The sequence below is a fragment of the Bradyrhizobium sp. 604_D8_N2_3 genome (assembly GCF_051810765.1).
In the GTDB taxonomy this organism is placed as follows: Bacteria; Pseudomonadota; Alphaproteobacteria; order Rhizobiales; family Xanthobacteraceae; genus Bradyrhizobium; species Bradyrhizobium barranii.
In genome coordinates this window covers 6963710-6989960 of sequence record NZ_JBPWPM010000001.1, presented here as the reverse complement: position 1 = coordinate 6989960, position 26251 = coordinate 6963710, and the positions used below count along the sequence as shown (strand labels likewise).

The window sequence follows — 26251 nt, the reverse complement described above, 5'->3', positions numbered from 1 at the left end:
GCATTCCCGCAGGGACCGCGGGAAGACTGATGCCAACTGCATGGCGCGGAGACTAAACGGCGAATTGCAAGCTCGACATCCGAGAAAACCCTTGGGCGCGGGAGAGAATGTTCCGGATCATTAGAGCAGGGGAATCCCTCGGCCCGATCTGCGCGATCCGGCTGTTCTGAGTCTTCAATTTGCTGCGAACATCGACGCGGCGAGCAGCAGCGACACCAGGAGCAGGGAGATGCCCGCGGCGGACCATTGACGGAGAACTTCGTCGCCTCTTTCGATAAGGCTGCCGAATCTAAGACAGCCGCGCCGGAGCGGACCGACCACTCTCATGAGCGCTTTCCAGGCCGCGGATGAGCCCAGCGGGTGTGGCCACGGGCTGAGCAGGATCGCGAGCGCCGCCCCTCCCAGCACAGGCAGGAGCAATTTGGATAGCGCGTCGATGCCGAACAGCTTCGATGTGGCATCATACGGGACCGGCAAATACGAATCCCAGGGCAGCAAGCCAAGGAACAGAGAACAGAGGGCCAAGGCAAGTGCAGCAAGGTCCCGGCTGAGCGGTGCTGGGCCGATGAGGGCAATCGGCTGGTCTGATGGCGCGAACGCATGGGACAGGACTAGTACGACATAGGCGGTCGTGAACATTCCGCCGGCCTGGAGCACGACGGCCCACCACCACTGCCCCGTCCTCGCCGTGTCCTGGAGCAATAACTCCTTCGCGAGTGACGCTCCGCTCGGTTGAACACCCATCAAGGCGATGCCGCCAATCGCGAACGCCAGGACGCTCAAGGGCAGGGCCCGTGCGACACCTCGCAGTCCGGTGATGCGATCGTGGCCGAGCCCGGTGTAGATTGATCCGACGGCCATGAACATCGCCGCCTTGGCAGTCGCATGGGAAACCGCCTGCAATAGGCCGCCCGCCAGGGCCTGGTCACTTTCGAGCTTCCCGGACGCGCCGAACGCAAGAGGAAACATCAGGAAGAGATATCCAATCTGAGCCAGCGTCGAATATGCAATCAGGAGCTTGAGGCGCTCTTGCCGGAGAGCGACAACGCTTCCGAACACGATCGCTCCGGTTCCAAGCGCCGCGAGCAATTGTGCGGCAGCCAAGCCGGGCAAACCCGGCATGACGTCGAACCAGAGCCGCACAAGGATGAAGAACGATCCCTTCACGACCAAGGCGGACAGGATCGCGCTAGCTGCGGCCGGTGCGCCCGCGTGAGCGGGTGGCAGCCAGAGGTGCAACGGAAAGAGTGCAGTTTTTGCGAGGAGACCGGTCGTCATCAAGGCTGCCGCGATGAGCACGCCGGAGTCCGCGCTCACGCGATGCGACAACAACTCGATATCAAGGGTGCCGTAGAGACCATAGAGCAGCGCGGTGCCCATCAGGTAGAGGACCGAGCCGAGCAGTGCGAAGAGCAGATACCGCAGCGCGGCCCGAAGCGTCTCCGCGCGACCGTCGAGAGAGACCAGAGGCACTGCGGCGAACGTCAGCAATTCCAGCGCAACGTAAAGCGTGAAGAGGTCTCCCGCGACGAAGATCGTGTTCAGCGCGCCCCAGATTGCCAGAAGCAGGATCCAGAATGCGAAAGGTGCGCGCGCTTCGACAGATTGGGGACGAAAATCGGTTGCGGCAAAAATGGCGACCGCGCAGATCACGACCGCCGTCGTCGCGAGCATGACCGCTGACAATCCGTCCGCGCGGAGGGCTACGCCGAGCGGCGGTGGCCAGGCGCCGAGCAGGTAGACGAGGTGGCCGTCGCTCCGCGGCAAGAGCACGAGAACGGCGACAGCAATCGCCAACCCGACCGGTACGACCGTGGAGACAACCTGCCGGACGTAGCGCTGGCCGAGAGCGAACGCCAGCAAGACGCCCGCGACCGGCACGACGATCGACAGCACCAGCAGGAAGCCGCCGGCGGTGGTCACCAGCGCGGGGGCGGGGGGCAGCATCAGTGACCGGACGGATCGGAGCGCGGGCTCGCCGCCGTCCGATTGTTGAGCGTCGTGGAGCCTGCGATCTGAAAAAGCCGCAGCAACAAGGCGATCGCCAGAGCCGTTGCGGAAAACGCGACCACGACTCCTGTGATCACTAGGGCCTGCGGCACCGGGTCGTTGCCAAAGCCCGCTGCGGCGCCTCGTCGCCCGACGATGCCGAACAGAAGAAACACGCCGCTGCCGAGCAGATTGAATGCGATGATCTTGCGAAGCGGTTGCGGATTGGCAATCAGGCCGTAGAGCCCGAGCCCGACCGCCGCGGCGGCGCATAGTCCGAAAACCGTCACGGCGCTCATCGCTCAGCGCTCCTTTCAGGTGCACCGGCGAGCAGCAGGCCGAGCGTCGTCGCGATCGTCAGGAGCATCGCGACCTCAATGCTCAGAATTATCGGCTTGGCGAACGCAACGGGATAGGCAAGGAACGCCGACCCAAAACAGAGCCCGCCAAGGCCGACGGCAAGGAACAGGCCGGGGCCGACCACCAAGATGAGACGTAGCCATCGACTGCGCACGGGCGGGGTATCCACCAGCCCGGCCATGATCACCAGCAGCCACATCGATGCGAGAACCGCGCCGCCCTGAAATGCTCCGCCGGGGTGATCAGCGCCCGTCCACAGGATGTAAATGCCGACGACGATGCCGGCGGGTGGCAACAGGCGCGCAAGAAAGGCGAGAACACCATTTGGATCAGCCTGGTGGCGTGGTCCGGGACGACCGCCCCAGGCCTGGTCCGACGCAAGCGACCAGACACCGACGATGGCGAGCAGGAGCACGACCTTCTCGAGCATGGTGTCCATTCCGCGGAATGCCATGAGCACGTTGGTGACGGGGTTGGTCATTCCGGTCGCCCCGGCATTCGCGACGACAGAGGGCGCGAGCGTTGGCGCCGGATCGGGCAGCAGCAGGATCGTGACGGCCAGCGCTGCCGCGATCGACGCGGACAATATGGCCGCGCTCAAGCGCACGATCAGGCTGGGCCCTTCCGTTGTCATCGCCTCGGTATCGCGCAGCCGGGCCGCCGCACCCAACAGCACGACGCCGCCCAGGCCTCCGCCAATTGCAGCCTCGGTCAGCGCGACATCGACGGCGTCAAGACGGACCCAGATCAGCGCAACCAGCAGTCCGTAGGCGATGAAGCCGACCGTGGCCGAATAGGTGTCGGGGACGGCGATCGTCCAGATGGCGAGGCCCAGCACCACGGCGGCGAGCGCGATCTCGAACACTGTTGCGATGTTCATTTGCCTGACCCGCTCTGACGTGCCGTGCGCGCGATCAATTGGGAGACGGTGGCGCCAGCGAGCAGCACGAACATCCAGATGCTGATCAGCTTCAGCCCGTCACGCAGGCCTCCTGTTTGGGGGAGCAGCCCGAGCACGACGAAACCCAGGCCGAGGTTATCGGCCTTGCTGAGCGCGTGCAGACGAGTCAGGGTGTCGGGAAAGCGAAGAAGGCCGACGGTGCCGGCGAAAAAAAAGAATACGCCTGCCGACACTCCCGCAACCGTGATGATGTCGCGTGCCACGCTCATCTGTCCTCCCCCGGATCGGCCCCATCGGTTTCGAGGCGGGAGAGCCCCTTCTTGACGAATGCGATGGATGCGAAAGTGGCGAGCAGTGCCAGTATCAATGCCACGTCGACGGCCGCCGGCACGCCTGTCACGGTTCCGAGCAGCAGCAAGACGGCAATGCCGGCAGTCCCGATCAGTTGCGCCGCCATCATCCGGTCGGCATCTGTCGGGCCACGCAAGATCGAGACCAGCCCGAGCCCCAGCATCGCCAGGATCAAGCCGACTGCGGCCGTGAGGAATTCAGTCATTGTAGAGGGCCCGAACCAACGCCGCTTCCTCCGCGGCAAGTTCGGCAACGACCGGTTGCTCGACGTCGAGACAGTGATAGACGAGCTGCCCGCTCTCCTCCCCGGTTGGCACAGTGCCAGGCAAAAGGCTGGTGAGTGTCGTGAACACGTTCCGTTGCATCCCGCGTGAGAGGCCGGTCGGATAGAACACAAATCCCGGCCGCAGCGGCAGCCGGGGATCGAGCGCGCGGCGTGCGACGTCTACGCCGGCGACCACCGATTGGTATAGGAAAAGCAGCGCCAGGCGGACCATGGCAGGAATTGACCGCCGGGATCTGCTCGGCTCCAGCAGGTGCAGGCTTGTCCAGGTTGCTGCCGCGATTGCTGCCGCGGCGGCAGGAATATCTGTCGGATTGGCGCCGGCGAGCACGAGCCAGAGGCAAAGGAAAAATGCGGCTCTGAAAGTCGCAGTTCGCCACGATCCTCCAACCGCGACGACGGCACGCCCATATCGATCACCTGAGGACCCTGTCATCCCGGTTTCCTCGGTTGCCCCCGGATTGTGTCGTCCGGGTCTGCCGTGCTTTGAGGAAGCGCGTTTGCGCGCCCCAGACGAGAATTCAAACGGCGGAGCCGCGGCAGGGGTCGCGACTGCTTCACCTGACGATTGCATCATGCGTCGTGGACGGAACCGGCGACATCGGGTGATTGCCTGATCATGTCTCAGGAATCTGCTGATGGCCGAGCACGGATTCCATCCGGCACCACCGAGTAGATTTACCGATGTTGACGGCGGACTCCTTCGGCAAAAATGCGGATGGCGGTACCGGGGAAAATGCGACTGCGGACTGAGCAATCCTCCCGGCAAGATCTCACTCCCGGAACGGAACAGGTCATGTTCATGCACGGCAGCCGATCCGCGCCCCGAAACATCCTCACTTCGACGCTGGTGACGGCGTTCTCGCTGATGCTGGCAGGATGTGGACGGGAAACCGAAACCAAGGACGCATCTCCGCCGCGGATTGTACGTACGGCGACCGTAGAAAAACGCAAGGTCACAACGCCGCTGACATTCTCCGGACGGGTCGAGGCAGAAGACGAGGTGAATGTCGCATTCCGGATCTCGGGACGATTGTTGAGTAATGACACCAAGATAGGCGACCGGGTCAAGGCCGGCCAGGTGCTGGCACGATTGGAGTCGCAGAATGAACTGAGCACGCTGCGGCAGGCGCAGGCCTCCCTTGCCGCCGCTCAGGGGCAATTGACCCAGGCGCGCAATCACTTCGATCGTCAGGAGACGCTGTTGGCGCAGGGGTGGACCACGCGCGTCAACTACGATGCCGCAACCCAGGCACGGCAAACCGCGCAATCGCAAGTCGATGCGGCCGAAGCGCAACTGAGTTCTGCGCATGACCTCGTTGGTTTCACCGAACTCAAGGCTGATGCACCCGGTGTGATAACAGCCACAGGTCCGGTCGCCGGCGAGGTCGTCCAGGTCGGGCAGATGATCGCCAGGATCGCACGGCAGGACGGTCGCGATGCGATCTTCGATGTCCCCGCTCAATTGATCAGGTCGGCCTCCATCGATCCAGAGATTACTGTCAGCTTGGCTGACGATCCGTCGATAACGGCGCAAGGGCGCATTCGCGAAGTCGCTGCACAGGCCAGTGCTGTGACCCGAACCTTCGAGGTCAAGGTCGGCCTGACGGATCCGCCAGCCGCGATGCGGTTGGGTGCGTCAGTGATAGGGCGAGTGAGTACCACTGCAGGGCCGATGATCGATATTCCATCTTCCGCGCTGACCAGGATGAACGAGCAGCCCGCCGTATGGGTCGTCGACCCGGCCACCGCCACGGTCGCGGTGCGCAATGTGGACGTGCTGCGATTCGATGAAGCGCAGGCCATCATTTCCCAGGGGCTCGACATCGGCGAAATAGTTGTCACCGCCGGCGTTCAGGCGTTGCATCCGGGTCAGAAGGTCCGGATTCTTGGATCCGAGCCATGAGCGGAATTAATCTTTCCGACTGGGCTCTGAAACACCGTTCGCTGGTCGTCTATATGATGATGATTGCGGTGGTCGGGGGGGCGCTGTCCTATTTCCGGTTGGGGCGCAACGAAGATCCCGCCTTCATCATCAAGACCATGGTCGTCCAGGCCGCGTGGCCCGGCGCAACTGTGGAAGAGACGATGAAGCAGGTGACTGAGCGCCTCGAACGTCACTTGCAGGAAACGCCGCATCTGGACTTCCTGCGGAGCTTCACAAGGGCCGGTGTCGCGACCGTCTTTGTAAATCTGAAGGGGAGCGCGAATGCGAAACAGGTGGCCGACACCTGGTACCACGTACGAAAGGCGATCGGAGACATGCGTCACACACTACCCGCAGGCGTGATCGGGCCGGGGTTTAATGACGAATTCGGTGATACGTTCGGCATCATCTATGGCTTTACCAGTGACGGCTTCACTCAGCGCGAGTTGCGCGATCGGGTCGAGGACATCCGCTCAAGGCTGCTTCTCGTACCTGACGTGTCAAAGATTGAGCTTCTGGGCGAACAGGATGAAGTGATCTTCGTCGAGTTTTCCACGAAGGAGCTCGCGGCCCTCGGAATTGATCGGTCCGCTCTTATTGCGGCGCTCCAGTCGCAAAACATCGTGCGTCCGGCGGGAACGATTCAGACAGGCTTGGAAAGCATTTCGATTCGGGTATCAGGCAGCTTCCAGTCGGAGCAGGACATCGCCAACATCAATTTTTCCGCCGGCGGCCGCATGCTTCGCCTGAGCGATATTGCGCAGGTGCGACGCGGCTACACGGATCCGCCCCAGCCGATGTTTCGGATCAATGGCAAACCGGCAATAGGCCTTGCAATCGCCATGCGGGATGGCGGCGACATTCTCGCGCTCGGCGCCAATATCAGAAAGGCAATGGCGCAAATCACCGCGAATCTCCCCATTGGGATCGAGCCCAGCCTGGTCGCGGACCAGCCCGTTGTCGTCGACCAGGCGATCCGCGAGTTTACGGTCTCGCTGATGCAGGCGATCGGCATCATCATGGTGGTGAGTTTCATCAGCCTGGGCGTACGACCCGGCCTGATCATAGCGCTGGCCATACCATTCACGCTGGCGATCGTGTTTCCGATCATGGGACTTCTCAGCATCGATATGCAGCGAATATCGCTTGGCGCGCTGATCATTGCGCTCGCATTGCTGGTCGACGATGCGATGACCACGACCGATGCGACGCTCAGTCGGCTCGCAGAGGGCGCCAGTAAGATCGAGGCGGCAACTTTCGCATATCGGACCCATGCAATGGCGATGCTCGCGGGCACGCTGGTGACGATAGCGGGCTTTATACCGGTCGGCTTTGCCGCGAGTTCCGCCGGTGAATACACGTTCTCGCTCTTCGCCGTGGTCACGATCGCACTGCTGGTTTCCTGGTTCGTTGCGGTCATTTTCACGCCACTGCTCGGAGCAGCGATCCTTGTTCCGCCGAAGCAAACAAGTACGGCGGATCCGGGCAGGATCTTCCGCATGTATCGGAGTTTCCTGACTTTCGCGATGCGCGCGAAATGGCTGACGATCGCGATCTCCTTGGCGCTCTTCGTTTGTTCGGTGCTTGCGCTGCCGCTCATCCCGCGACAGTTCTTTCCATCGTCGGACCGTCCTGAATTGCTCGTGGACCTGAGCTTGCCGCAGAACTCGTCAATCCACGCGAGCGAGGCTGCGGCAAAGCGCCTGGATGCTGCCCTTTCGACCGATGCCGATGTGGCGCGGTGGAGCACCTATGTCGGGCGCGGCGCCATCCGTTTCTATTTGCCCCTTAATGTTCAGCTCCCGAACGATTTCTTCACGCAGGCCGTGGTGATCGCCAAGGATGTCGCTGCACGCGAGCGCCTGCATTCCAAGCTCGAAAAGCTGCTCGCGCAGGAGTTTCCTAACGCGATTGCGTTCGTTTCTCCGCTTGAGCTCGGACCGCCGGTTGGATGGCCGGTGCAGTATCGGGTCAGTGGGCCCGACGTGGAACGGGTGCGCGAAATCGCGCTCAAAGTCGGACAGATCGTAGCCTCCAGTCCGGACACCAAGCAGGTGAATTTCGATTGGATGGAACCCAATCGCCAAGTGCGTATTCGCGTGGACCAGAACGAGGCTCGCCTTCTCGGCCTCAGTTCGCAAGCGATCGCGACAGTCCTGAATACGGTCATATCCGGCACACCCATTACCCAGGTTCGCGACGATATCTATCTGGTCAATGTGGTGGCGCGCGCGACCAACGAGCAGAGGGGCTCGCTGGACGGTCTGCGCAACTTGCAGGTGGCGCTGCCGGGTGGGCAGACTGTTCCTCTCAGCCAGTTCGCCTCCTTCGAATATGACCAGGAGTTTCCGCTCGTCTGGCGGCGCGACCGCGTTCCGACCCTGACGGTTCAGGCTGCCATTGCCGGTGACAAGCTGCCGGAGAGCGTGGTTACGTCGCTCTCGATGGCGATCGAGAACTTCAGAAAGAGCCTTCCTTCGGGGTACAGCGTCGTCGTGGGTGGCACCGTGGAGGAAAGTCAGAAGTCGCAGGCGTCTGTGCTGGCAGTGGTGCCGGTGATGCTGTTCGTCATGTTTACCGTCCTCATGGTGCAGCTCCAGAGCTTTCCGAGACTGTTCATGGTGCTCAGCGTGGCGCCGCTCGGCCTTATCGGCGTGGTTGCAGCGTTGATGCTGTCCGGCAGGCCCCTAGGTTTTGTCGCCATTCTCGGCGTGCTCGCGCTGCTGGGCATGATCAGCAAGAACGCGGTCATTCTGATCGGTCAGATCGACGCCGAACGCGCTTTGGGCAAGACGGCCTGGGACGCTGCGGTCGATGCCAGCAGCTCCCGTTTTCGGCCGATCATGTTGACGGCCGTATCGACTGTTCTCGGGATGATTCCAATCGCGCCAACAGTATTCTGGGGACCGATGGCATTCGCGATCATGGGCGGACTCCTGGTCGCCACCGTTCTGACGCTGGTCTTCCTGCCGACCCTGTATGTCGCCTGGTTTGCGCGGGAAGAGAAAGAGCGACCGTCCGCGGGATCGCGCCCGGCCTGACGGCCGCTAAAATCGGAGCAGCCAAGGCACCAGCGCCAGGGTCGTTACCATGACGACGACGGTAAAAGGGACACCAATCTTCAGGAAATCGCCGAAACCGTAATTGCCCGGTCCGACCACCAAGGTGTTCACCGGCGAAGACACAGGCGTCATGAAGGCGGCCGAGGCTGCGATGGCGATAGTCATCGCGAAGGGATACGGCGAGGCGCCGATGTCCTTCGCGACAGCGAGCGCTACTGGCGCCATGAGCACCGCGGTTGCCGTATTCGAGATGAACAGGCCAAGGGCAGCCGTGATCACGAAGAGCAGCGCCAACAGGACTCGCGGTGATGCCTCGCCCGCAAGATGCGTCACCGCGTCGGCGGCGAGATCGACGCCACCGGTTCGTTGCAGCGCCAGCGAAAAGGGCAGCATGCCGACAATAAGGACCAGGCTCTTCCAGTTGATCGAGGCATAGGCACTGTTGAAATCCACGCAGCCCAGCAACCCCATCAGCAAGCAGCCGATCAGAACCGCGTGCACGTTCGGCACCACACCGCTGACCATCATACCGACCGTCAAAGCCAGCACCGCCAGAGCCTGAGGTGCGAGGTTCGCGGCCGGGAGAACCTCTTTGTGCTCGGTCGGTAGGTTCAGGACGACAAGATCCGAGAATTCGGATCGCAGCTTGCGGATGTCAGACCAGAAGCCGGTCAGCAGAAGGGTGTCACCGACCTTCAAGGTCTCATCGAGCAGCCCCTGGCTCACGACCTCGCGACCGTGCCGCAACCCCAGCACCGTCAATCCCATTTCGCTACGGACCCGCGCCTGCAAAACGCTCGATCCGATCAGCTTGGATTCCGCCGGGACAATGACTTCGACCATGCCGATCTCCTGCGAACGATCGGTGAAGTAGCCGCAATCGCCCAAAGGGAGCTTTTCGACCATATAGTCATTCAGCATCCGGTTGGTTTCGGCAGGGGACGCGATGACGTCGAGCAGCAAGATCTGCCCCGCGGCGAGCTCGGTCCTTGCGTTCGGACGGATCGCCTCGGACCCGAAGCGGCCGGGAAGCTCGATGGCGAGCAAATTCACGCCACTGTTCCGGAGCGGGAGCTCTTCCAGGCGCTTGCCGACCAGCGGCGAGTCGGTCAGCACGCGTACGCGCAAGGCGCGATCGGTGAGGCCATACTGCGTTACCCAATCAAGCAAGTTCGGCTGACGGCGCTCGCTGTCCACACGCTTGGCCGAGACGGGCAGAAACCGCCGCGCGAACAGCATATAGGCAATGCCGAGCGCCAGGAATGCGAGCCCAAAGGGCGTGAAGCTGAAAAAGCCGAAGCCTGCCGCACCCTGGCGGATCAGCTCGGCGTTGACCACGAGATTTGGCGCCGTCGCGACCAGGGTGAGCATGCCACTGATCAGGGCCGCAAAGCTCAAGGGCATCATCAACTGGCTCGGCGCGGCGCCCGTGTTCTGACAGATGCGCAGCACGACCGGGATGAATATAGCCACCACGGCGGTCGAACTCATGAATGCACCGAGCCCACTGACCGCGAGCATCAGCAGCACCAGCATGCGCGTCTCGCTGCTGCCGGCGGTCGCATTCAGCCAGTCGCCGAGGCGACGCGCCACACCGGTGCGCACCAGCCCTTCTCCGATCACGAAGAGGCCCGCGATCAGCACGATGCTGGGATCACTGAACCCCGCCAGCGCCTCGTTGATGGTAATCACCCCAGTAAATGGCATGATCACGATCATCAGCAGCGCGACCGCATCCATGCGCGGGCGATTGGCCATAAACATCACGATCGCGGCCGCAAGCAGCAGAAGAACCAAAGCAAGATTGGTGTTCATGCGGAAATACCCGGTCGGTTAAGACGCAAACCAATCATCCTGCGCAAACTGCTCATCCTGCGAATGGCCAGAGCATGGGCACGAGAAACGTGCCTACCAGGAAGAACCAGAGCAGCAACGGTAGACCCATCCTCCAGAAATCGCCAAATCGATAGCCGCCGGGGCCCTGCACCATGAGGCTCGCTGAGGCAGCGATTGGCGTAAGAAAGGAAGCGGCCGCAGCCACCGCCACCGTCACCAGCGCGGTGCGCGGCGAGACACCGACGGCTTCCGCGGAGGCAATCGCTATCGGAATGACGATGAGTGTCGTCGCCGTGCTGCTGATCAACTGGCCGATTAGCGCCGTGAGCAAAAATAGCCCCGCCAGCAGCGCGTACGGGCTCGCATTGCCGACAATGGCAACGAGTGTATCGGCGATGAGATAGGCTGCACCCGTCTTGTACATGGCGGTCGAGAGCGGGATCAGCGAAGCGACCATGATCAGCACGTTCCAGTTAATCGCCCGATAGGCTCGTTCGATCTTGAGTACGCGCAACAGGATCACTGCGCAGGCCGCCGCCAATCCAGCGACGACTCTTGGCACGACGCCCGTCGCTAGCAGCGTAACCATGACCGCGAGAATGACAATGGCGCGTATGGAGCCGGTGCCCAGGGGCCTGGCCTGGCTGCGGATCATGTCAGGGGCAGCAACGACGAGCACGTTGGGATCTCGCCCGTACTCCTCGAGCGCTTCCCAACGGCCTTGCAGCAACAGCGTGTCACCAGCCGCAAGAACGGTTTCGCCCGGTCCGAGATTCTCGCCGCCGCGTTGAACGCCCAGGATAATCAGATCGCCACTTTCGGTGACCATGCCGGGGAAGACGGTCTCACCGATCAGACGAGAGCGGGGCGGCAGCACCACCTCGGAAAAGCCATGGCTATCGTTGAACAGTGCCTCCCGCATTTTGCCGATCGTCTCCTGGCAGGGCGTCAGGCCATGCTGCTCCGCGAACGCGTCCATCGCCGCCTGCTCACCGCGCATGATGAGCCGATCGCCTTCCACGAGAGAATGTTGCCACGAGATGCTGTTCTGGCGGCGAGGGCGAATAGCGATGAAGCTGAGCTCCGGGTGGTTCTCGCGCTCCAGCCGCGATTCCAGCACCGCCTGCAACGTGCCGCGATAGGGCGAGGCGGCGGTGATCTCAAGTTGGTACACCTGGTCAAACAGCTTGTATTGCTCGGTCAGCATGCGCGAATGGTGGCTCAGGTCCTCCGGCATCTCCCGGCTAGTGCGCACCGGCAGCAGCATATCGCCGAAAAGAATCACGATGGCCACGGTGCCTGCCAGGAGCGGTACGCCGATCACGGTCATCTCGAAAAAGCCGAAGGGCGTGAGACCGACATCGCTCGCCGCGTCGGAAAGCAGCACGTTCACAAGGCTTCCGGTCAGTACCAGCATCGACCCCGAATAGGAGGCGAAGGCGAGAGGCATCATGAGTTGCGCAGGCGGCCGCTTGAGCCGGACGGAGACGATCACCAGCATGGGCAGCAGGGCAGCCACTGCGCCACCCGAGCCGATCAGCGCCGTGAGAAAGGCCACTAGCAACATCGACAGCACCAACAGGCGTGTCCGGCTTTCGCCGGCGTAACGGATCAGCACCTGGCCTGCCCACGTGGTGACGCCGGACGAATCCAGGCTGGCACTCACCACGAAGAGCGAAGCAATGAAGAGTATCGTGGTGTCGCCGAAGCCTGCCAGCGCCTCGGAGAGCTCCAGAATGCCGGTCGCGTAAAGCACGAGTGTCGCACTTAGCGCCACGACCGCGACCGGCACCCAGTTCGAGACGAACAGCAGCACCATCGTGGCGATGATGGCGAAGGTAATGAGTATATGCGGCGTCATCGCACCTCGCGAGGGCGGTCTGGCCCGGAGCCAGCGCTGCTTGCCCGTGCCGCTCTACCGCGACAGCGCTTCCAGAATACGTGCCCAGGAGCGGATGCCCTTATGGAAGCTCTTGAGATTGTACTTCTCGTTCGGGCTGTGGATGCGGTCATCCTCGAGGCCGAAGCCCGCAAGCACCACGTCCATGCCCAGCGATTGTTTGAGCTGATGGGTTACGGGAATGGAGCCGCCACCGCCGATGAAGACTGCGGGCTTGCCCCATTCGGCCGTCAGTGCGTCGCGCGCCTTGCCGAAGGCCGGGGCCTCGATCGGGAAGCGGATCGCCTGACCCGCGCCATGCTCCAGGAATTCCACACGGCAATCGGCCGGGACGCGTGCATGCACATGCTCCCGGAAGGCTTTGCGGATGGCATGGGGGTCCTGATCGAAAACCAGGCGGAAAGACACCTTTGCCGATGCCATGGCGGGAATCACGGTCTTGAATCCGGCCCCCTGGTAGCCGCCGCCCATGCCGTTGATTTCGCAGGTCGGGCGCGACCAGACCATCTCCAGCGCGTCGCGGCCCTTCTCGCCGGCGGGAATCGAAAGCCCGATGGCGCCGAGGAAGGACTTTGCGCTGAAGTTCAGGCTGTCCCATTGCTCGCGCAGCGCCTTCGGAAGTTCCGGTACGCCGTCATAGAAGCCGCGCAGCGTGACGCGTCCGTTGTCGTCGTGCAGGTCAGAGAGGATGCGGGCGAGGATGCGGTTCGGATTGGCCGCGGCCGAACCATAGAAGCCCGAGTGCAGGTCGCGGTCGGCGGCGTGTATGATGACCTCTTCCCCGCAGAGTCCGCGCAGCATGGTCTGGATCGCCGGCGTCTCGTGGTCCCACATGTTGGTGTCGCAGATCAGGCCGATATCTGCGCGCAGCTCCGCGGCATGGGCATCGAGAAAGCCCGGCAGGTTCACGCCACCGGATTCCTCTTCGCCCTCCAGCAGGATCGAAACCGGAATCGGCAGTTTGCCGGTGACCGCCTTCCAGGCGCGGCAGGCCTCGACAAAGGCCATGAGTTGGCCTTTGTCGTCGGCGGAGCCGCGGCCCGTGATGATCTTCGCGCCATCGGACATCGTCTGGATAGACGGGTCAAAGGGATCGCGATCCCAGAGCTCGAGAGGATCGACCGGCTGCACATCGTAATGACCGTAGAACAGCGCCGAGGGACCGGGCACGTTGCGGTCATGCGCCACGACCATCGGGTGCCCCGGTGTCGGGCGCACCGAGGCGTCGAAGCCAATGCTCTTGAGGTCGGCCACGTGCCATTCGGCATTGGCGGTACATTCGGCCTTGTAAGCCGGATCGGTCGAAATCGACTTGATGCGCAGGATCGCGAACAGACGCTCGAGAGCCGCATCGAGATTTGCGTCGACGTTGGATAGGACATCATCGAGCTTGGTCATGGAGCCCTCCGGAGGGTCTTCTGAGCCGTTGGTCAGTACGCGGGCGCGATCGCCACATTGTCCGTCGTAGCAAACGCTGTTTCTTGCCAGGAGGTTACGATTGCTATTCGTTCCTTCCGCGCTTACGCGGCGCCGGGTCGGGAATTTCGCCTGGCAGGAAGTTGGGCAGCTTCCCTGCCGGGAAAATCGCAAGCAAGGCAACGCCAGCCATGATGATGAGGCCAATTTTCAAAGCGCGCAATCGCACGACAGTGTTGACGCGCACTGCTTCCGCCACTTGAGCCGGAGAGGCCGTGGTTTGCTCCATCACGCTCTGCAGCCGGTCATTGCTGATGAAGGTGATGTTATCCAGGTCCAGCTGCGCCTGTATCTCAGGCGGCAATTTTGGATTTTCGGCGATGGTCCGCAAAACAGCCGCGCTTAACAGGCCGACGAGGAGTGCCCCGGCCACCGCTGTGCCGACGGCCGCGGCGAGATTGTTGGTCGTGCCGCGCAGCGAGCCGACGTCGCCTGCGAGTTCTTTCGGCGAAGCCGTGACCAGCACGTTGAACAGCAGTGTGACCAGCGATCCCTGTCCAATGCCGAAAATCACGAGCCCAAGGAGAACCGGGACGGCGCTCCAATCATTCCTCACGACAAAGGCGAGCCAAAGGAGCGCCACAGTGCAGAGTATGAAGCCATAGCGTCCGATCTGCCTCGGCGTGAACCGACCATAGAACCGCACGATCAGCATCGCAGCGAAGAAGACGGTGAGGTTGAAGGGCATCATGGCGATTGTTGTCGCTAGCGGCGTGCGCCCCTGCACGATCTGGATGTATAATGGAACCGAGAAATTGAGCATTGCTTCCAGCGCTACGACAGCAAACATCGCGTACACCGCCGCCCGCTCCTGCGGGGAGTCGATCACCTCGAGCGCAAGAAGCGGTGTCTTCCCCGCAGCCTGCTGTCTGTGGGTCCAACTCAAAAAGCCCTGACCGAGCACGATACCCATCACGATCATGATCGGGGCGGGAGATACGCCAAAGAGGTCGAATGGCGCATTGGGCCCCGCGAATCCCAGCCCCCACCGATTGAGGTTGTTGAAACCGAAGCTGATCAGAATGATGGCTGCGGCAGCGAGAATGACACCTACGAAATCGATCCGGACCTCCGGACGCGCCTCATCGGGCTTGAGACGAAAGCTCAAAAGGAAAACCACAGCCGACACGGCGATCAGAATCCCGAACGCAGGGCGCCATCCGATGAATGTGCCTAGAGTACCGCCGATGACAAACGCCAGGACGCCCGCAGCGGCGCGCGCGGAACCCAATGCGCCAACGGCTGTTGCCTGCTGCCGCCCCTTGTAGTTTTCCGCGATAAGCGCGACCAACGACGGTACGATCACCGCACCAGCCGCGCCGGACAAGGATTGCGCAGTAATCATGAGATCCGCGTTTGGACTGAACGTCATCAATACCTGCGCGGCGCCGAACACGGCAACGGCAACGCGGAATACGTGCGTCGCCCCGTAGCGCTGTGTCAGCTTCGCACCGAGCATGACGAAGCCGGCTACAAGCATCGAATAAGCCACGATACCGGTGGCGACAGTCGTGGGCGGAACGCCAAAACTGTTGACCATCCCTCCCAGCGCAACTGGCAAGGAGGCGACGTTGAAGGACATGATCATCTGGCCGAGGGCGATGGTGATCATCGGCACCCAGGATGCATTCTCTTCTTCAACGGAGTGAACCGTCGTCGCAGATGCCATCGTCATGGCGTGTCCCCTTGTCATTTTTTTCCGAAGTCCAGCCACAGTCAGTGCGGGCTGAATCTACGACAATTGCAAACCTACGCTTCCGGGTTGGACATGAACAAATCCATGCCCAGCCGCTGCGACAGATACTTCGCTACAAGCTGTCCCTTGACGCTGTTTCCGGCGCTGTCGAGCGGCGGCGCAAAAGTCCCCAGACCGCCCTTTCCGGGGGAGACCGTGACGATCCCGCCGCCGATGCCGCTCTTGCCCGGTAGCCCGACATCGTAAAGCCAATCGCCTGATGTCTCGTACATTCCGGCAGTGGTCATGACGGCCAGTGCGTAGTGGCAGACCGACGGATCGACCACGCGCACTTTCGTGATGGGGTTCACGCCACCGTCCGCCAAAGTCGCACCCATCACCGCCAGATCCTTGGCACTCACATTCAGCGCGCATTGTCTGGTGTAAAGATCGGTCGCCTCTGCCGGATCACAGTAAATCCGTTCGAAACTCTGGAGCAGGCGGGCGATGCTCTGGTTTCGGAAGTTAGTCTCCGTCGCCGAGGCATAAACCTCGTCGTTAAGCGCAAGCGGACGTCCGGCGAACTGTGACAATCCGTCGTAGATGAACTTCCATTTCGCATCAGCCGTCGTTCCCGGTACGAGGCTTGTCGTTGCAATCGCGCCCGCATTCACCATGGGATTTGTCCGGCCATCGGGACTTCGTTCGACGGCAGCGAGCGAGTTGAACGGAAGGCCGGTCGCGTTCGCTCCAAGCTTCTGACGTGCCTGCGCCGCGCCGAGGGCCTGACAGACCAATGCAAAGATGAACGGCTTGGAAACGCTCATGATGGAGAATTCGTATTCGGCCGCCCCTACGGCGTAGACCGCGCCGTTGGTGCCGACCACGCAAACGCCGAACAGGTCGCTCGGCACTTCGGCGAGAGCGGGATATACTTGAGAGTTCTTGCCGTCCGTATTTGATTTGTAGCGCGCGTACACCTCGTCGATCAGCGAGATGACTTCCGCTTCGGCCGGCAAGTGTCCGGTTGATACGTAGGAATAGTTGTTGTCGGCATCGGCGTTCGCATTCATTGCGCGTTCCAAGCCTCCATAATGAGAAGCACCGAGGGAGCCCCGACATGTGTCGGGTCAAACGCCCTCACTCGCCGTTTTCGTTCACTGCCTTTAACGAGGCCCAACGGACCGTCATCTAACGTTGATTTTCCTTGGTGAACAATCAGGCCATTTACCCGGACATCTCGGGGTTTTTCCGGGTTAGGGCTGCCTTGCGCCTCATAATCCCCAAGGCAAGCCCAGCAGGTACCAGACGACGAACAGCACGGTCCAAATGATGGCCATCCAGAGAGTGTACGGCAACATCAGCGCGACAACCGTCCCGACGCCCGCTTTCTTGTCGTAAATCTGGGCAAATCCGACCACCATGGCAAAATAGGCATTGAGCGGGGTAATCGCGTTGATCGGCGAGTCGCCGACGCGGTAGGCGGCCAGGACGGCCGCGGGATCGACGTTAAGCTGCACGAACACCGGCACGAAGACCGGCGCGAAGATGGCCCATTTGGCGATCGCCGGCGTGAACACGAAGTCCAGGATCATGACGACAATGATGAAGCCAACCAGCAGCCACAGCGTGCCGATATTCGCGCTCTTCAAGACATCGGCCATCGTCAGGGCCATCAACGTTGGAATGTTGCTATAGTTGAAGTAATCGACGAACTGGCTGATGACGACGAAGAGGAGGATGGTGCCGCTCAGCGAAGCCACCGCCTTGGTCATGGCCGCGATGACGGCCGCGGAGCTATTCACCGTTCTCGCGCCGATGCCGTATGCGATCCCGGTTGCAAGGAACAGCACCATGATGACCCCGATCAGGCCGTTCATGAATGGTGAGTTGCCGATCAGGACGCCCGTCGTCGGATTGCGCAGGGGCGCGCCCGACGGAACCGTTAACAGAAGGAACAGGATCACGACCCCGAGCAGCGCAAAGCCGCTGTACCTCAGCCCACGCGACTCGTCGGCGGAAAGCTGCCCTCCGTTCGCCTCCGGCTGAGTATTGGCGGTCTTCTCGGCCTGGTAAGCGCCCAGCCGTGGCTCGATGATCCGGTTGTTGATGAGCGCGATGACGATGGTCAGGACAACAACGGAGGCGATCGAGAACGAGACGTTGGCGGTCAGATCCAGCGACGTGGTGGGGTTGACCATGTGGATTGCGTCGTTGGTGATTTCCGTCAGAACGGCATCAAGCGGCTTGATGATCATGTTCACGGTGAATGCACCGGCGACTGCGGCAAATCCCACAGCGAGCCCGGCGAGAGGATGCCGGCCAACGCTCAAGAAGGCGGCGCCGGCCAACGGGATCAACACCACATAGCCGGCGTCTGCGGCAATGCTGGACAAGATGCCGACGAACGCGACGATGTAAACGAGTGCCCAACTCGGAGAGACGGCCACGAGTTTTCGGATCAACGCGTTGATCAGGCCGGCTTCCTCGGCGACGCCGACGCCCATCATGGCGACGATCAACAGCCCAACCGCGGTGAAACCCATGAGGTTTGGCACGAGCCGGGTGTAAATATGACGAATTCCATCCGCCGTCAGCAGGCTATTGGCGGCAGAGGTCGCGGTCTCGATCTTGTGAGTATCCGGGTTGATGACCTGATAGGTGACGCTTGCCCCCAACATGTAGAGTAAGTGAGACAGCACCAACACGATGGCGATGAGGATCAGAAATATCACGACCGGGTGCGGGACGCTGTTTCCGACACGTTCGACAGTGTCGAGGGCTCTTTGCGTCATCGTCTTCGATGGCGGCGTGTTCGTGGCGTCACTGCGCGCGCTCATGTCGGAAATCCTCCCGCTCCATTAGCGACGGCTGGAGCGGCGCTGGTACCATGATGATCCGTGCTATGAGAACAGCGAGGAAGGATCGGACGCCAATGCGCGCTCGAAACCGCTGATCTCGTAATCAACGCGACGACCCCGCTACTCCTCTGACGAAGATGTCAGCGCCATCGCCGCGAGTGCGGCGACGATCTGAAAGGACCATGGAGGCACGGAGGCCTCTCGGGAGAGGATTGCTCATCCTTTCGCGATCTGTCCGTTCACACGCTGCCTTACGAACAATCAATAAGGCGCATCAAAATCCGGCTGAATACCGAATGCGCCTAGATTGTTCCGGGGCAATTACCGACCCGAACGAACGTCTGTGTCAGCAAGGCTTCCATGTCTGCCTGCGAAGCAACAAGACTGTCTTCAAAACCGCACAGTGGCCGAGCCAAGGATGCGATTGGCGGTACCAGAGCCGGTGCTGACCGGGGCTGTTGCTGCGGTGCCGCCGTACACGTCCCGATGGGAGTAGACATATTCAAGACCGACGTCGAGCCATCCGGTCCCGACGCTGTTGCCACGAAGCTCGGCGAACGGGCTCCAGATCAAATTGACGATCCCCTGCTGCATGGTGCTGTTCAACGACGTCGCCGAGGCAGATCCTGGCACGAACAATTGCGCATAGGACGGATATTGCTGCCATGCGTAGGAGTAGACGAAATTGCTGCGTAATTGCGGTGTCCAGAAGCGGCGGTAGCCTGCGCTCGCGCCATAGGTCGGCAGGGCGTCGAGGCTGGGATCGACAACGCCGGGCAGGCCGATGTTGGACAGCGCATCCTGGCCGAAGGTATTGGCGCCGAAATAGCGCCCGATGCCTTGGCCGTAATAGGCCATGCCAACCAGCTCGTCCGGACCGAAAGCTGGTGACAGCCATCGCATTGGGAAGCGACCGCTACCTGCGACACCCCAACCGGCGGTATTGCGCTCGACCGCTGGCGGCGCCGCCGCCGTACCAGCCGTGCGGATGGTGAGATCGCGCAGCAGGCCGCGCAGGTCGAGGCCCAGGCCATCGTTCCGGTATTCGAGCCGGCCGAGTAGATCGGGCACGGAGGCAAATGACGGGCTCAATCCACCAAAGCCAGCCGGGGTGCTGATCTGCGTGAATACGCCTGCCGCGGACGTGTACTGCGTATCCGGCATCTCGATCGAAACGTGCCCGGTCAATCCCGGAGCCAATGTCGCGGTCGCCCGAACCTGCGCCTGGCGCACGAATGACTGGTTGAGATTGGTCGAGAAGTTCACGGTTTCATAGACGCCCTCGTTCCACAGGCTGTTCGCCCAGCCGACCAGGACACGAAACTGTTCGCTGCCGACCTCGCCCCAGGCCTGGCGGAGCCGAAAGACCGCATTGGGTGAGGCTGCCGTGCCCCCGCCGAAGTCGCCTTCAAAGCGGGTTTCGAGAGTGCCCCAGGCGGTCGCCGTGCGCGTATCCATACCGATGCGGCTGAACCGGGCGGACAATCCGGTATCGCCTCCCTGGATGTCGGCGGGGCTTCCGGAAAGCGGAATGGTTTGCACTGTCGGCGCATCGGACTGATTGCGGCCATTGAAGTCGTGGTAGCCATTGACGTTCGCGAAACCGTAGAATCGCACCTCGGACTGCGAACCCGGGATGCGCAAGGACAAACCCGGGAGATCGGAACGCAGCGCGTCCTCGCCTTCGCCGTCGAACTGACTGCCCATCGGTTCGGGCGGACGCAGGCCCGGAATGGGCGCCGCCGCGGCTTGTGGAGGGACCGCAGCACTCGCAGTCATTCGCGGCTCAGTCGACGCAACCGGAATCGCAGGCGGCTTTTGCCCGGCGGTCGGTGCGACGATGTCACGACGTGCGGTGGCGGCTTGGGACTTCGAATGCTTATCGCGCGTTTCGAGTTCGTCGACGCGATGGCGCAGCGCGCTGATCAGCTTGTCACCTTCTGTTGCGCGGGCTTGCAGCGCATCGAGACGGCGCATCAACTCTTCCATGGAAGGTTTCTGCTCCTGACTGGCGGGTGTCTGCGCCAAAGCCGGACCGGCAAATATTGCGATTGATGCAACGCCGCAAAGCGCTCGGAATGTTCGCACGCAAGCCTCCTGTTGGCACGTTCGGGGCACATCGAGTTTTGCGCTTGATTTCAGCGATCGCAAGCCGGCTCCATCGAAGGTCGAAATTTTCGGCGAGATTGTGCCATTTCGGTTGTACCGCAGCGCAGTTGCATCGCGCTCGGTCGGCTCAACATCATCCTGCAGCGCAGAAAGCGATCTCAGGATAGGGACGGGTGCGTGAAATCGAAATGGCTCACAATCCCACCACTGTGCGCTGCATCCTGTATCGTCGCGTCTTGGGTGTCGCCGCCATATTTGCGTGGCACGAACTGCACAGTCACATGCCGGAATTCATGTCAGCCATGCGAGGTTTTGGTCCTCGGAAAATACAACCTGCTGGCTGAGGGTAAGATCGAGCGTATAATCCGGTCTCTCCCCTAGGGCGTTTCCTGTAGTCCAGTGATCGATGTTGGGACGACTGGAGAGGGGGAGCTTCGAGATTGAGCGTTGAGTTCGACCTCGAAAACGACCCGGAAAGTTGGGTGCGTACCGTGAAGCCACACAGTTCTCCTGCTTGCGAGCCGGCGCGTCCCTTTATCGACGATCACCTGATTGGCCAGGACGCAACTGGCGATCGCTCATATTGGACACACTCCGAAGAGCTCCTTTTCGCGGTCCGCCCCTCACGTGGCGGGCGCTTCGTGTACGAGGCAATCAATCAGGCCTTCGAGGCTCTCCTTGGAATGTCGCAGCAGGAGGTCCGAGAGCTGGACGTCTTCGAATGTCTTGCCAAGGAAGACGCCGAGCGTCTCTGTGAAATACTCCAGGCATGTCTTGCGGAAGGAGCCGAGACCAAAATCCAGCACAGTCTGATGCTCGGTGGCTTGCTGCGGGATGTCGAGACAACCGTTGTTCCGATCCTCCATCCCATGGCCGGCAATGCGGCCCGGTTGATTGGCGGTCATCGGTTACTCCACAAGGAGGGGCTCGACTGTGTGACTGAAGAGGCTGCTTTCCTTCACGGGGACGTCAGCCTGATGTCCATCCGCGAGGACATCCACCAGCGGATCGCATCGGAGCTTCATGATTCGACGTGCCAGGAGCTGGTTGCCGCCAGTCTTGGTGTGATGCGTGTCCGCACTTGCCTCGATAACCCGCGCGGCGTCGAGCGGCTTTGCGATGATATCGACGCGTCGATCGACGCGGCACTCAAGGAAATCCGCTCTCTGACCTATCTGCTCCACCCCCAGGATCTGACGGACCGGGGACTCAAGGCGACGATCGAGCAGCATGCCTTGGGGTTTGGTGCACGTACGTCGTTGCGGGTGAGCACGAGGATTCCCACCGCCGTCGATCAGCTACCTTACGCGAGCCAGCTCTCGGTGCTGCGGGTCGTTCAGGAGGCGCTCACGAACATATTCCGCCACGCGAAGGCGACGGAGGTCAGAATCGGCGTCGAGGCAATCGAGGGTCACTTCCATCTGACGATCAGCGACAACGGGCGCGGTTTTCCGGTCGATCACACAAAACGTGGCAACGGTGCGATATCGTCCGGTGTCGGCATTCCCGCCATGAGAGCGAGACTTAAGCAGCTTGGGGGCACGTTCGAGATCCGGTCCAATCCTGCACCGCGACACACCGGCACGACGCTGTGCGCGGTGTTCCCGCATGGTCTCATGACCAAAAGGCGCAGCCGGCGCGCGTCACTGAAATCATAAGCCAGCGTGTGCACGGAATGACGGAGATCAGGGACCCCGAGGGCAGGCAGTCTCTGTCCGTCGGTTCCCGGAGTTCCCTCCACGAAATGAAGGCTGATCGACGATGATCGTGTAGCGGTCCGATTTGGGCTGCGCGCGGGCAAGACCCGTCGATGTCTGATTGGAAACGCCGATGTTTGGTACATCCGCCCGGAGATATCAGGGTTTTGCAGGATAACCCATTGAAGGATAATCGGTAGATTGGCACACTTGACTGCTGGAAATCTCCATCCATTGCCCGACAGGTTCTGGGCCCGCATACGGGAACGACGCCGTGAAACGCATCGTGATTGCGGATGATCATGAAGTCGTACGTTCCGGGCTCCGAGCGATCGTTGAGACCCGCTCAGACTGGATCGTCAGCGGAGAGGCGACCAACGGCGAGCAGGCTGTGGCCGTGGCGGTGGAGACGCGTCCGGACGTCGTGATAGCCGACTATTCGATGCCGCTGATGAACGGACTTGAGGTCAGCCGCCGCCTCAAGTCGATGCACCTGCGCACCGAAGTATTGATCCTGACGATGCACGAGAATGAGGAATTGCTGACTGAAGCCATCCTGGCTGGCGTTCGCGGCTTCCTGTTCAAATCGGACGCCAGTAGGCACCTGATCTTCGCGATCGAGGCCTTGCTCGATGGCAGACCTTACTTCACGGGCGTTCTGTTGGAGAAGTTGCTCCACGAATACCAGGCCGGCAAGCAAAATACGTCCGACATGCTGCTCACCGCGCGCGAGCAGGGCGTTGTCCAGCTTATTGCAGAGGGACACACCAACAAGTCGATCGGCGTCATCCTGAAGCTGAGCGTAAAGACCGTCGAGACCCACCGCGCGTCAGCGATGCGCAAGCTCAGAATGTCATCGACGGCCGAGCTCGTCCGCTACGCCGTTCGCAGGAAGCTCGTCAATCCTTGATGGAGCTTTCAATGCGAGTCGCCGCCTCGCTAGCGATCAGCGACAACGCGTTCTCCCGTTGGAAACGCCGCGATTTTCGCTGGAGCGACAGCGGTGCTGTCAAGGTCCGGACTTGGGCAGACCCGCTCCAGGAGCATCCGGGCATTTCCTTCCAGCGGCCCGAGGCTCGAAAGCACGACGTTGATCTCCCGAATTCGACGATACAACGTCGAGCTCGGCACACCTGGCTGACCGGCAGCGCAATGACGGATTATGATCGTCCGACGGACGCCCATTTTCAGCCGCATAAGCTTGGGATGCGACCGGCAAGTCATTGAAACCGCGGCCGACTCTTAATCAGCGGGTCCCAGGTTCGAGCCCTGGTGCGCCCACCAAGCTTTTCAATAGCTTAGGGGTTTGTTACGATCGTCATTCCGACAGACGCGCCGTGGCTATTCCGACAAACCGGCTGTCTTTGTTCTTTCTTCTCGCCGTTTCTTCGTGCCGGAAATTAGCTGTTTCCGTGTGCGCTTTGCCTAGGTCGGCAACTGCCGCGACGGGCGATGGCGGCCGGCGGCTTGAGTTCAGCGTCCGTCAGATCGCTGTCGGCTCCCTCGGTAAAAGCCGCCGTGGCGGAATGATGTAAAGGACAGCTCTTCACGGAGATCGACTGCACGGACGATCTTTTTCACGACCCCGCGCAGGTAGCGAAGATCCTGCTTGGCTGTGATCCAGGGCAGCAGGGTAGGTGACCTCCGGTGCGAATGGTCGCGTCGAAAGACCAAGCCGCACACGGTCGTCTGCTTGATTTCGTCGAGCTCGGCCATCAGCTCCGGGAATAAGGTCTCGCCAGTCTCATCGAACACTGCGAGCAGCAGCTCGCCATTGGTTAACCCCATCGCATGGGTTTTCCGCCGTTGGCCGCGCTCTCCTGAGCAAGTATTGCGATACGCGTGGCGCGCAGGGCCTCGTTGGCCGCAATCTGCAAGGTCTCGCCGCGGGCGAGATGATCAAAGACGAAGCTGGCGGGCGAGGCGCCCACGGGCAGGTCGATTTCGCGCCGGGGTCTCGTCGCCGTCTCGACGAGCAGTCGATTTTCCGCGAACAGAACGTCAGCACGACCCTTTGTCCCGGAGATCCGCATGGCGTAGTCGCCGTGCCGTGGCGATGCTTCGGGCTGGATCCAGTCAACTTCGATCGCGATTCCGGTCCGCCATCGCAGGCGAGAATAGCACGCCCCAGCGCGGGAAAGTTCGTCGTGCCGGCAGCCGGGGTCGACGAAATCCAGCCGCTGATTGTGCCGCTGGTGTATCCCGTCAACCAAAGGGCCAGATCAATATCGTGGACCGTGAGGTCAGCGAGGATGCCGCCATAAGTTGATGGTTCGAACATCCACGCTGGACGTCGGCTTGGGACCAGCTTGTGCGGCCCGGTTGCAGTGATGGATACAATGTCTCCAAGTTGGCCGCTGTCGATCACGGATCGGAGTGCGAGCGTGACCGGATAAAACCGCTTCTCGAGCAGAAGAGTGAGCAAATTGCGCCCGGCGAGCGTCTCCTCGATAAGCGCAAGCTGGGCCAGGGTCACAGCCATGGGCTTGTCGGCGATCGCGAAGATGCCGCGGCGTAAAAGTTCGACGACGATTGGCGCGCGAAGACCGAATTCGGTGAAGACTGCTGCGGCCCGAACCCGATGCGCATCCAGAAGCGCATTCGGGTCGGCGTAGCCGGGCGTCTTGGTACGTCGTTCGAGCTCGGTGCGCCGCGCTGGGTCATGATCGGCGACGGCCACGACCCTGACGTCGGTTCTGACAGCGATCTCTGACAGCACGTATTCGACATGCGGGTGGGCTGCGCCGATGATGGCGATGTCGAGCATCTCGGAGCTAGCTGGCATGAATGGCCTCCGCTGCGATCTCATTGGGGCTGACGGCGCGACCTTCGGCAGCTGAGCGATAGATGGCGTCAACCAGTCTCGCAGCTTCGAATCCATCCCTGAACGTGCTCGCAGGCGGCCGTTGCTCCCGGACGGCGCGAACGAAGTCGCGCCATTGGGCGATATGTCCGCCGATCCCGATGGCCTTGGGATCGCTGGCGGCACTGCCAACCCCGGCCGCACTTGGCGGCTCCGCAATGCCGGGAAAATCCCAGCGCACGATGCTGTCGTTTGCGAGCTCGCAACTGCCGCGGTCCGTGAACAATCGAAGCATGGCCGGCCGTCCCGGAGGCAGCGCCGTACTCGTCACGATCACGCCGAGCGCGCCGGATGCGAAAGACAGCAGCGCCGCCGTCGTGTCCTCGACGGCGTGTGCGTGTCCGAGCGTCGTCGTCTTGCCTTGAACGCTATCGACGGCTCCGAACAGCCAGAGCATCAGGTCGAGATTGTGAACACCCTGATTGAACACCGAGCCGCCGCCATGCTCCGCTTCGCTGCGCCACGGCTTCTCCGCATAGTAGGCGTCGGAGCGGTACCAATGGATCGCCGCCTCGATCAGGCGCGGCTGTCCAAGATGACCCGCGTCGAGCAGAGCCTTGATCGCCTGGTGCTGCGGTTCGAGACGGCGCTGCGAAACCACACCGCACGTCAGTTGCGAGCGCTCGGCGGCGCGGACCAGGGACGCAGCCTCGGCCGGATCGACGCAGAGCGGCTTCTCGACCAGCACGTGCCGCCCCGCCTCGATCGCAGCAAGCGCGACGTCATGATGCGCGCCGCTCGGGGTGCAGACCACGACCGCGTCGATCCCGGCATTCGCCAGCATCGCCTCGGTGGTCGCGAATGCCGGAACGTCCTCGCCATTCATGCACGCAGCAATCTGCTCAGGCGTGCCGCCGGCGATCGCGGACAAGACGGTCTCGTCGAGCGCCCGTATTGCCCGCGCGTGTGTTTCGCCGATCGCTCCCGGACCGATCAACCCGATGCGAAGCCGGTTCATGTC

The 26251-nt window shown here is 61.7% G+C and carries 20 protein-coding genes; 4 read left to right on the top strand and 16 right to left on the bottom strand.

Annotated features, from left to right (window positions below; translation table 11 throughout):
• Positions 1 to 174: 174 nt before the first annotated feature.
• From AB7245_RS33495 to AB7245_RS33470, 6 genes are read right to left on the bottom strand one after another with little or no spacing between them, the layout of a single operon-like run.
• Positions 175 to 1923: a complex I subunit 5 family protein gene (locus AB7245_RS33495; RefSeq protein ID WP_439035413.1), complete on the bottom strand. Its 1749-nt coding sequence runs from the start codon at positions 1921 to 1923 to the stop codon at positions 175 to 177.
• A 23-nt stretch (positions 1924 to 1946) separates the two neighbouring features.
• Positions 1947 to 2288: an NADH-quinone oxidoreductase subunit K gene (locus AB7245_RS33490; RefSeq protein ID WP_231142871.1), complete on the bottom strand. Its 342-nt coding sequence runs from the start codon at positions 2286 to 2288 to the stop codon at positions 1947 to 1949.
• Positions 2285 to 3214 carry an MnhB domain-containing protein gene (locus AB7245_RS33485; protein WP_231142869.1) on the bottom strand — a complete coding sequence of 310 codons (930 nt, stop codon included), beginning with the start codon at positions 3212 to 3214 and terminating at the stop codon, positions 2285 to 2287. The genes AB7245_RS33490 and AB7245_RS33485 overlap by 4 nt, the downstream gene beginning before the upstream one ends.
• 11 nt (positions 3215 to 3225) lie before the next feature.
• Complete coding sequence (locus AB7245_RS33480) at positions 3226 to 3519, bottom strand: cation:proton antiporter (RefSeq protein WP_028152034.1); 294 nt, start codon at positions 3517 to 3519, stop codon at positions 3226 to 3228.
• Positions 3516 to 3806, bottom strand: a complete 291-nt coding sequence (locus AB7245_RS33475; protein WP_071911305.1) for a monovalent cation/H+ antiporter complex subunit F — start codon at positions 3804 to 3806, stop codon at positions 3516 to 3518. The genes AB7245_RS33480 and AB7245_RS33475 overlap by 4 nt, the downstream gene beginning before the upstream one ends.
• Complete coding sequence (locus AB7245_RS33470) at positions 3799 to 4320, bottom strand: Na+/H+ antiporter subunit E (RefSeq protein WP_166343463.1); 522 nt, start codon at positions 4318 to 4320, stop codon at positions 3799 to 3801. Before AB7245_RS33470 ends, AB7245_RS33475 begins: the two co-directional genes overlap by 8 nt.
• 366 nt (positions 4321 to 4686) lie before the next feature.
• On the opposite strand from AB7245_RS33470, the gene AB7245_RS33465 reads away from it, so the two are divergent.
• Positions 4687 to 5790, top strand: coding sequence for an efflux RND transporter periplasmic adaptor subunit (locus AB7245_RS33465; protein WP_231145359.1), 1104 nt, complete (start codon positions 4687 to 4689; stop codon positions 5788 to 5790).
• A complete protein-coding gene (locus AB7245_RS33460; RefSeq protein ID WP_439035412.1) occupies positions 5787 to 8852 on the top strand; it encodes an efflux RND transporter permease subunit in 3066 nt (1021 codons plus the stop codon). The genes AB7245_RS33465 and AB7245_RS33460 overlap by 4 nt, the downstream gene beginning before the upstream one ends.
• Positions 8853 to 8858: 6 nt before the next feature.
• Here the strand turns inward: AB7245_RS33460 and AB7245_RS33455 are convergent, their stop codons facing one another.
• The 7 genes from AB7245_RS33455 to AB7245_RS33425 all read right to left on the bottom strand — a co-directional run bounded on the left by AB7245_RS33455 (position 8859) and on the right by AB7245_RS33425 (position 20610).
• Positions 8859 to 10688: an SLC13 family permease gene (locus AB7245_RS33455; protein ID WP_283017320.1), complete on the bottom strand. Its 1830-nt coding sequence runs from the start codon at positions 10686 to 10688 to the stop codon at positions 8859 to 8861.
• 52 nt (positions 10689 to 10740) lie between these two features.
• On the bottom strand, positions 10741 to 12570 hold the full coding sequence (locus AB7245_RS33450; RefSeq protein WP_354102845.1) for an SLC13 family permease: 1830 nt from the start codon (positions 12568 to 12570) through the stop codon (positions 10741 to 10743).
• A gap of 54 nt (positions 12571 to 12624) precedes the next feature.
• Complete coding sequence (locus tag AB7245_RS33445) at positions 12625 to 14007, bottom strand: M20/M25/M40 family metallo-hydrolase (RefSeq protein ID WP_283017318.1); 1383 nt, start codon at positions 14005 to 14007, stop codon at positions 12625 to 12627.
• Positions 14008 to 14110: 103 nt separating this feature from the next.
• A complete protein-coding gene (locus AB7245_RS33440; RefSeq protein ID WP_354102844.1) occupies positions 14111 to 15760 on the bottom strand; it encodes an MFS transporter in 1650 nt (549 codons plus the stop codon).
• 74 nt (positions 15761 to 15834) lie between these two features.
• Positions 15835 to 16833 carry a glutaminase A gene (glsA, locus tag AB7245_RS33435; RefSeq protein WP_231142855.1) on the bottom strand — a complete coding sequence of 333 codons (999 nt, stop codon included), beginning with the start codon at positions 16831 to 16833 and terminating at the stop codon, positions 15835 to 15837.
• Between the two features lie 201 nt (positions 16834 to 17034).
• Positions 17035 to 18600 carry an AbgT family transporter gene (locus tag AB7245_RS33430; protein WP_166343451.1) on the bottom strand — a complete coding sequence of 522 codons (1566 nt, stop codon included), beginning with the start codon at positions 18598 to 18600 and terminating at the stop codon, positions 17035 to 17037.
• Between the two features lie 411 nt (positions 18601 to 19011).
• Positions 19012 to 20610 carry a DcaP family trimeric outer membrane transporter gene (locus AB7245_RS33425; RefSeq protein WP_283017315.1) on the bottom strand — a complete coding sequence of 533 codons (1599 nt, stop codon included), beginning with the start codon at positions 20608 to 20610 and terminating at the stop codon, positions 19012 to 19014.
• Between the two features lie 560 nt (positions 20611 to 21170).
• On the opposite strand from AB7245_RS33425, the gene AB7245_RS33420 reads away from it, so the two are divergent.
• The gene (locus AB7245_RS33420) at positions 21171 to 22388 is read left to right on the top strand and encodes a sensor histidine kinase (RefSeq protein WP_354102843.1); all 1218 of its coding nucleotides are present in this window, start codon (positions 21171 to 21173) and stop codon (positions 22386 to 22388) included.
• Between the two features lie 313 nt (positions 22389 to 22701).
• On the top strand, positions 22702 to 23337 hold the full coding sequence (locus AB7245_RS33415; RefSeq protein ID WP_028152046.1) for a response regulator transcription factor: 636 nt from the start codon (positions 22702 to 22704) through the stop codon (positions 23335 to 23337).
• Positions 23338 to 23900: 563 nt separating this feature from the next.
• Here AB7245_RS33415 and AB7245_RS33410 read toward each other — a convergent pair.
• From AB7245_RS33410 to AB7245_RS33400, 3 genes are read right to left on the bottom strand one after another with little or no spacing between them, the layout of a single operon-like run.
• The gene (locus tag AB7245_RS33410) at positions 23901 to 24215 is read right to left on the bottom strand and encodes a hypothetical protein (protein ID WP_063981786.1); all 315 of its coding nucleotides are present in this window, start codon (positions 24213 to 24215) and stop codon (positions 23901 to 23903) included.
• A complete protein-coding gene (locus AB7245_RS33405; protein ID WP_439035411.1) occupies positions 24172 to 25212 on the bottom strand; it encodes a Gfo/Idh/MocA family protein in 1041 nt (346 codons plus the stop codon). Before AB7245_RS33405 ends, AB7245_RS33410 begins: the two co-directional genes overlap by 44 nt.
• Positions 25202 to 26248: a Gfo/Idh/MocA family protein gene (locus tag AB7245_RS33400; protein WP_063981788.1), complete on the bottom strand. Its 1047-nt coding sequence runs from the start codon at positions 26246 to 26248 to the stop codon at positions 25202 to 25204. The genes AB7245_RS33405 and AB7245_RS33400 overlap by 11 nt, the downstream gene beginning before the upstream one ends.
• Positions 26249 to 26251 lie beyond the last annotated feature (3 nt).

What these genes read in the sequence shown, in the direction of transcription:
- AB7245_RS33410 (WP_063981786.1), bottom strand. Translation starts at nt 24,215, where the DNA reads ATGGGGTTAACCAATGGCGAGCTGCTGCTCGCAGTGTTCGATGAGACT.
- AB7245_RS33490 (WP_231142871.1), bottom strand. Translation starts at nt 2,288, where the DNA reads ATGAGCGCCGTGACGGTTTTCGGACTATGCGCCGCCGCGGCGGTCGGG.
- AB7245_RS33455 (WP_283017320.1), bottom strand. Translation starts at nt 10,688, where the DNA reads ATGAACACCAATCTTGCTTTGGTTCTTCTGCTGCTTGCGGCCGCGATC.
- AB7245_RS33405 (WP_439035411.1), bottom strand. Translation starts at nt 25,212, where the DNA reads ATGCCAGCTAGCTCCGAGATGCTCGACATCGCCATCATCGGCGCAGCC.
- AB7245_RS33460 (WP_439035412.1), top strand. Translation starts at nt 5,787, where the DNA reads ATGAGCGGAATTAATCTTTCCGACTGGGCTCTGAAACACCGTTCGCTG.
- AB7245_RS33425 (WP_283017315.1), bottom strand. Translation starts at nt 20,610, where the DNA reads ATGGAAGAGTTGATGCGCCGTCTCGATGCGCTGCAAGCCCGCGCAACA.
- AB7245_RS33465 (WP_231145359.1), top strand. Translation starts at nt 4,687, where the DNA reads ATGCACGGCAGCCGATCCGCGCCCCGAAACATCCTCACTTCGACGCTG.
- AB7245_RS33470 (WP_166343463.1), bottom strand. Translation starts at nt 4,320, where the DNA reads ATGACAGGGTCCTCAGGTGATCGATATGGGCGTGCCGTCGTCGCGGTT.
- AB7245_RS33450 (WP_354102845.1), bottom strand. Translation starts at nt 12,570, where the DNA reads ATGACGCCGCATATACTCATTACCTTCGCCATCATCGCCACGATGGTG.
- AB7245_RS33480 (WP_028152034.1), bottom strand. Translation starts at nt 3,519, where the DNA reads ATGAGCGTGGCACGCGACATCATCACGGTTGCGGGAGTGTCGGCAGGC.
- AB7245_RS33445 (WP_283017318.1), bottom strand. Translation starts at nt 14,007, where the DNA reads ATGACCAAGCTCGATGATGTCCTATCCAACGTCGACGCAAATCTCGAT.
- AB7245_RS33475 (WP_071911305.1), bottom strand. Translation starts at nt 3,806, where the DNA reads ATGACTGAATTCCTCACGGCCGCAGTCGGCTTGATCCTGGCGATGCTG.
- AB7245_RS33400 (WP_063981788.1), bottom strand. Translation starts at nt 26,248, where the DNA reads ATGAACCGGCTTCGCATCGGGTTGATCGGTCCGGGAGCGATCGGCGAA.
- glsA (WP_231142855.1), bottom strand. Translation starts at nt 16,833, where the DNA reads ATGAATGCGAACGCCGATGCCGACAACAACTATTCCTACGTATCAACC.
- AB7245_RS33440 (WP_354102844.1), bottom strand. Translation starts at nt 15,760, where the DNA reads ATGACGATGGCATCTGCGACGACGGTTCACTCCGTTGAAGAAGAGAAT.
- AB7245_RS33430 (WP_166343451.1), bottom strand. Translation starts at nt 18,600, where the DNA reads ATGAGCGCGCGCAGTGACGCCACGAACACGCCGCCATCGAAGACGATG.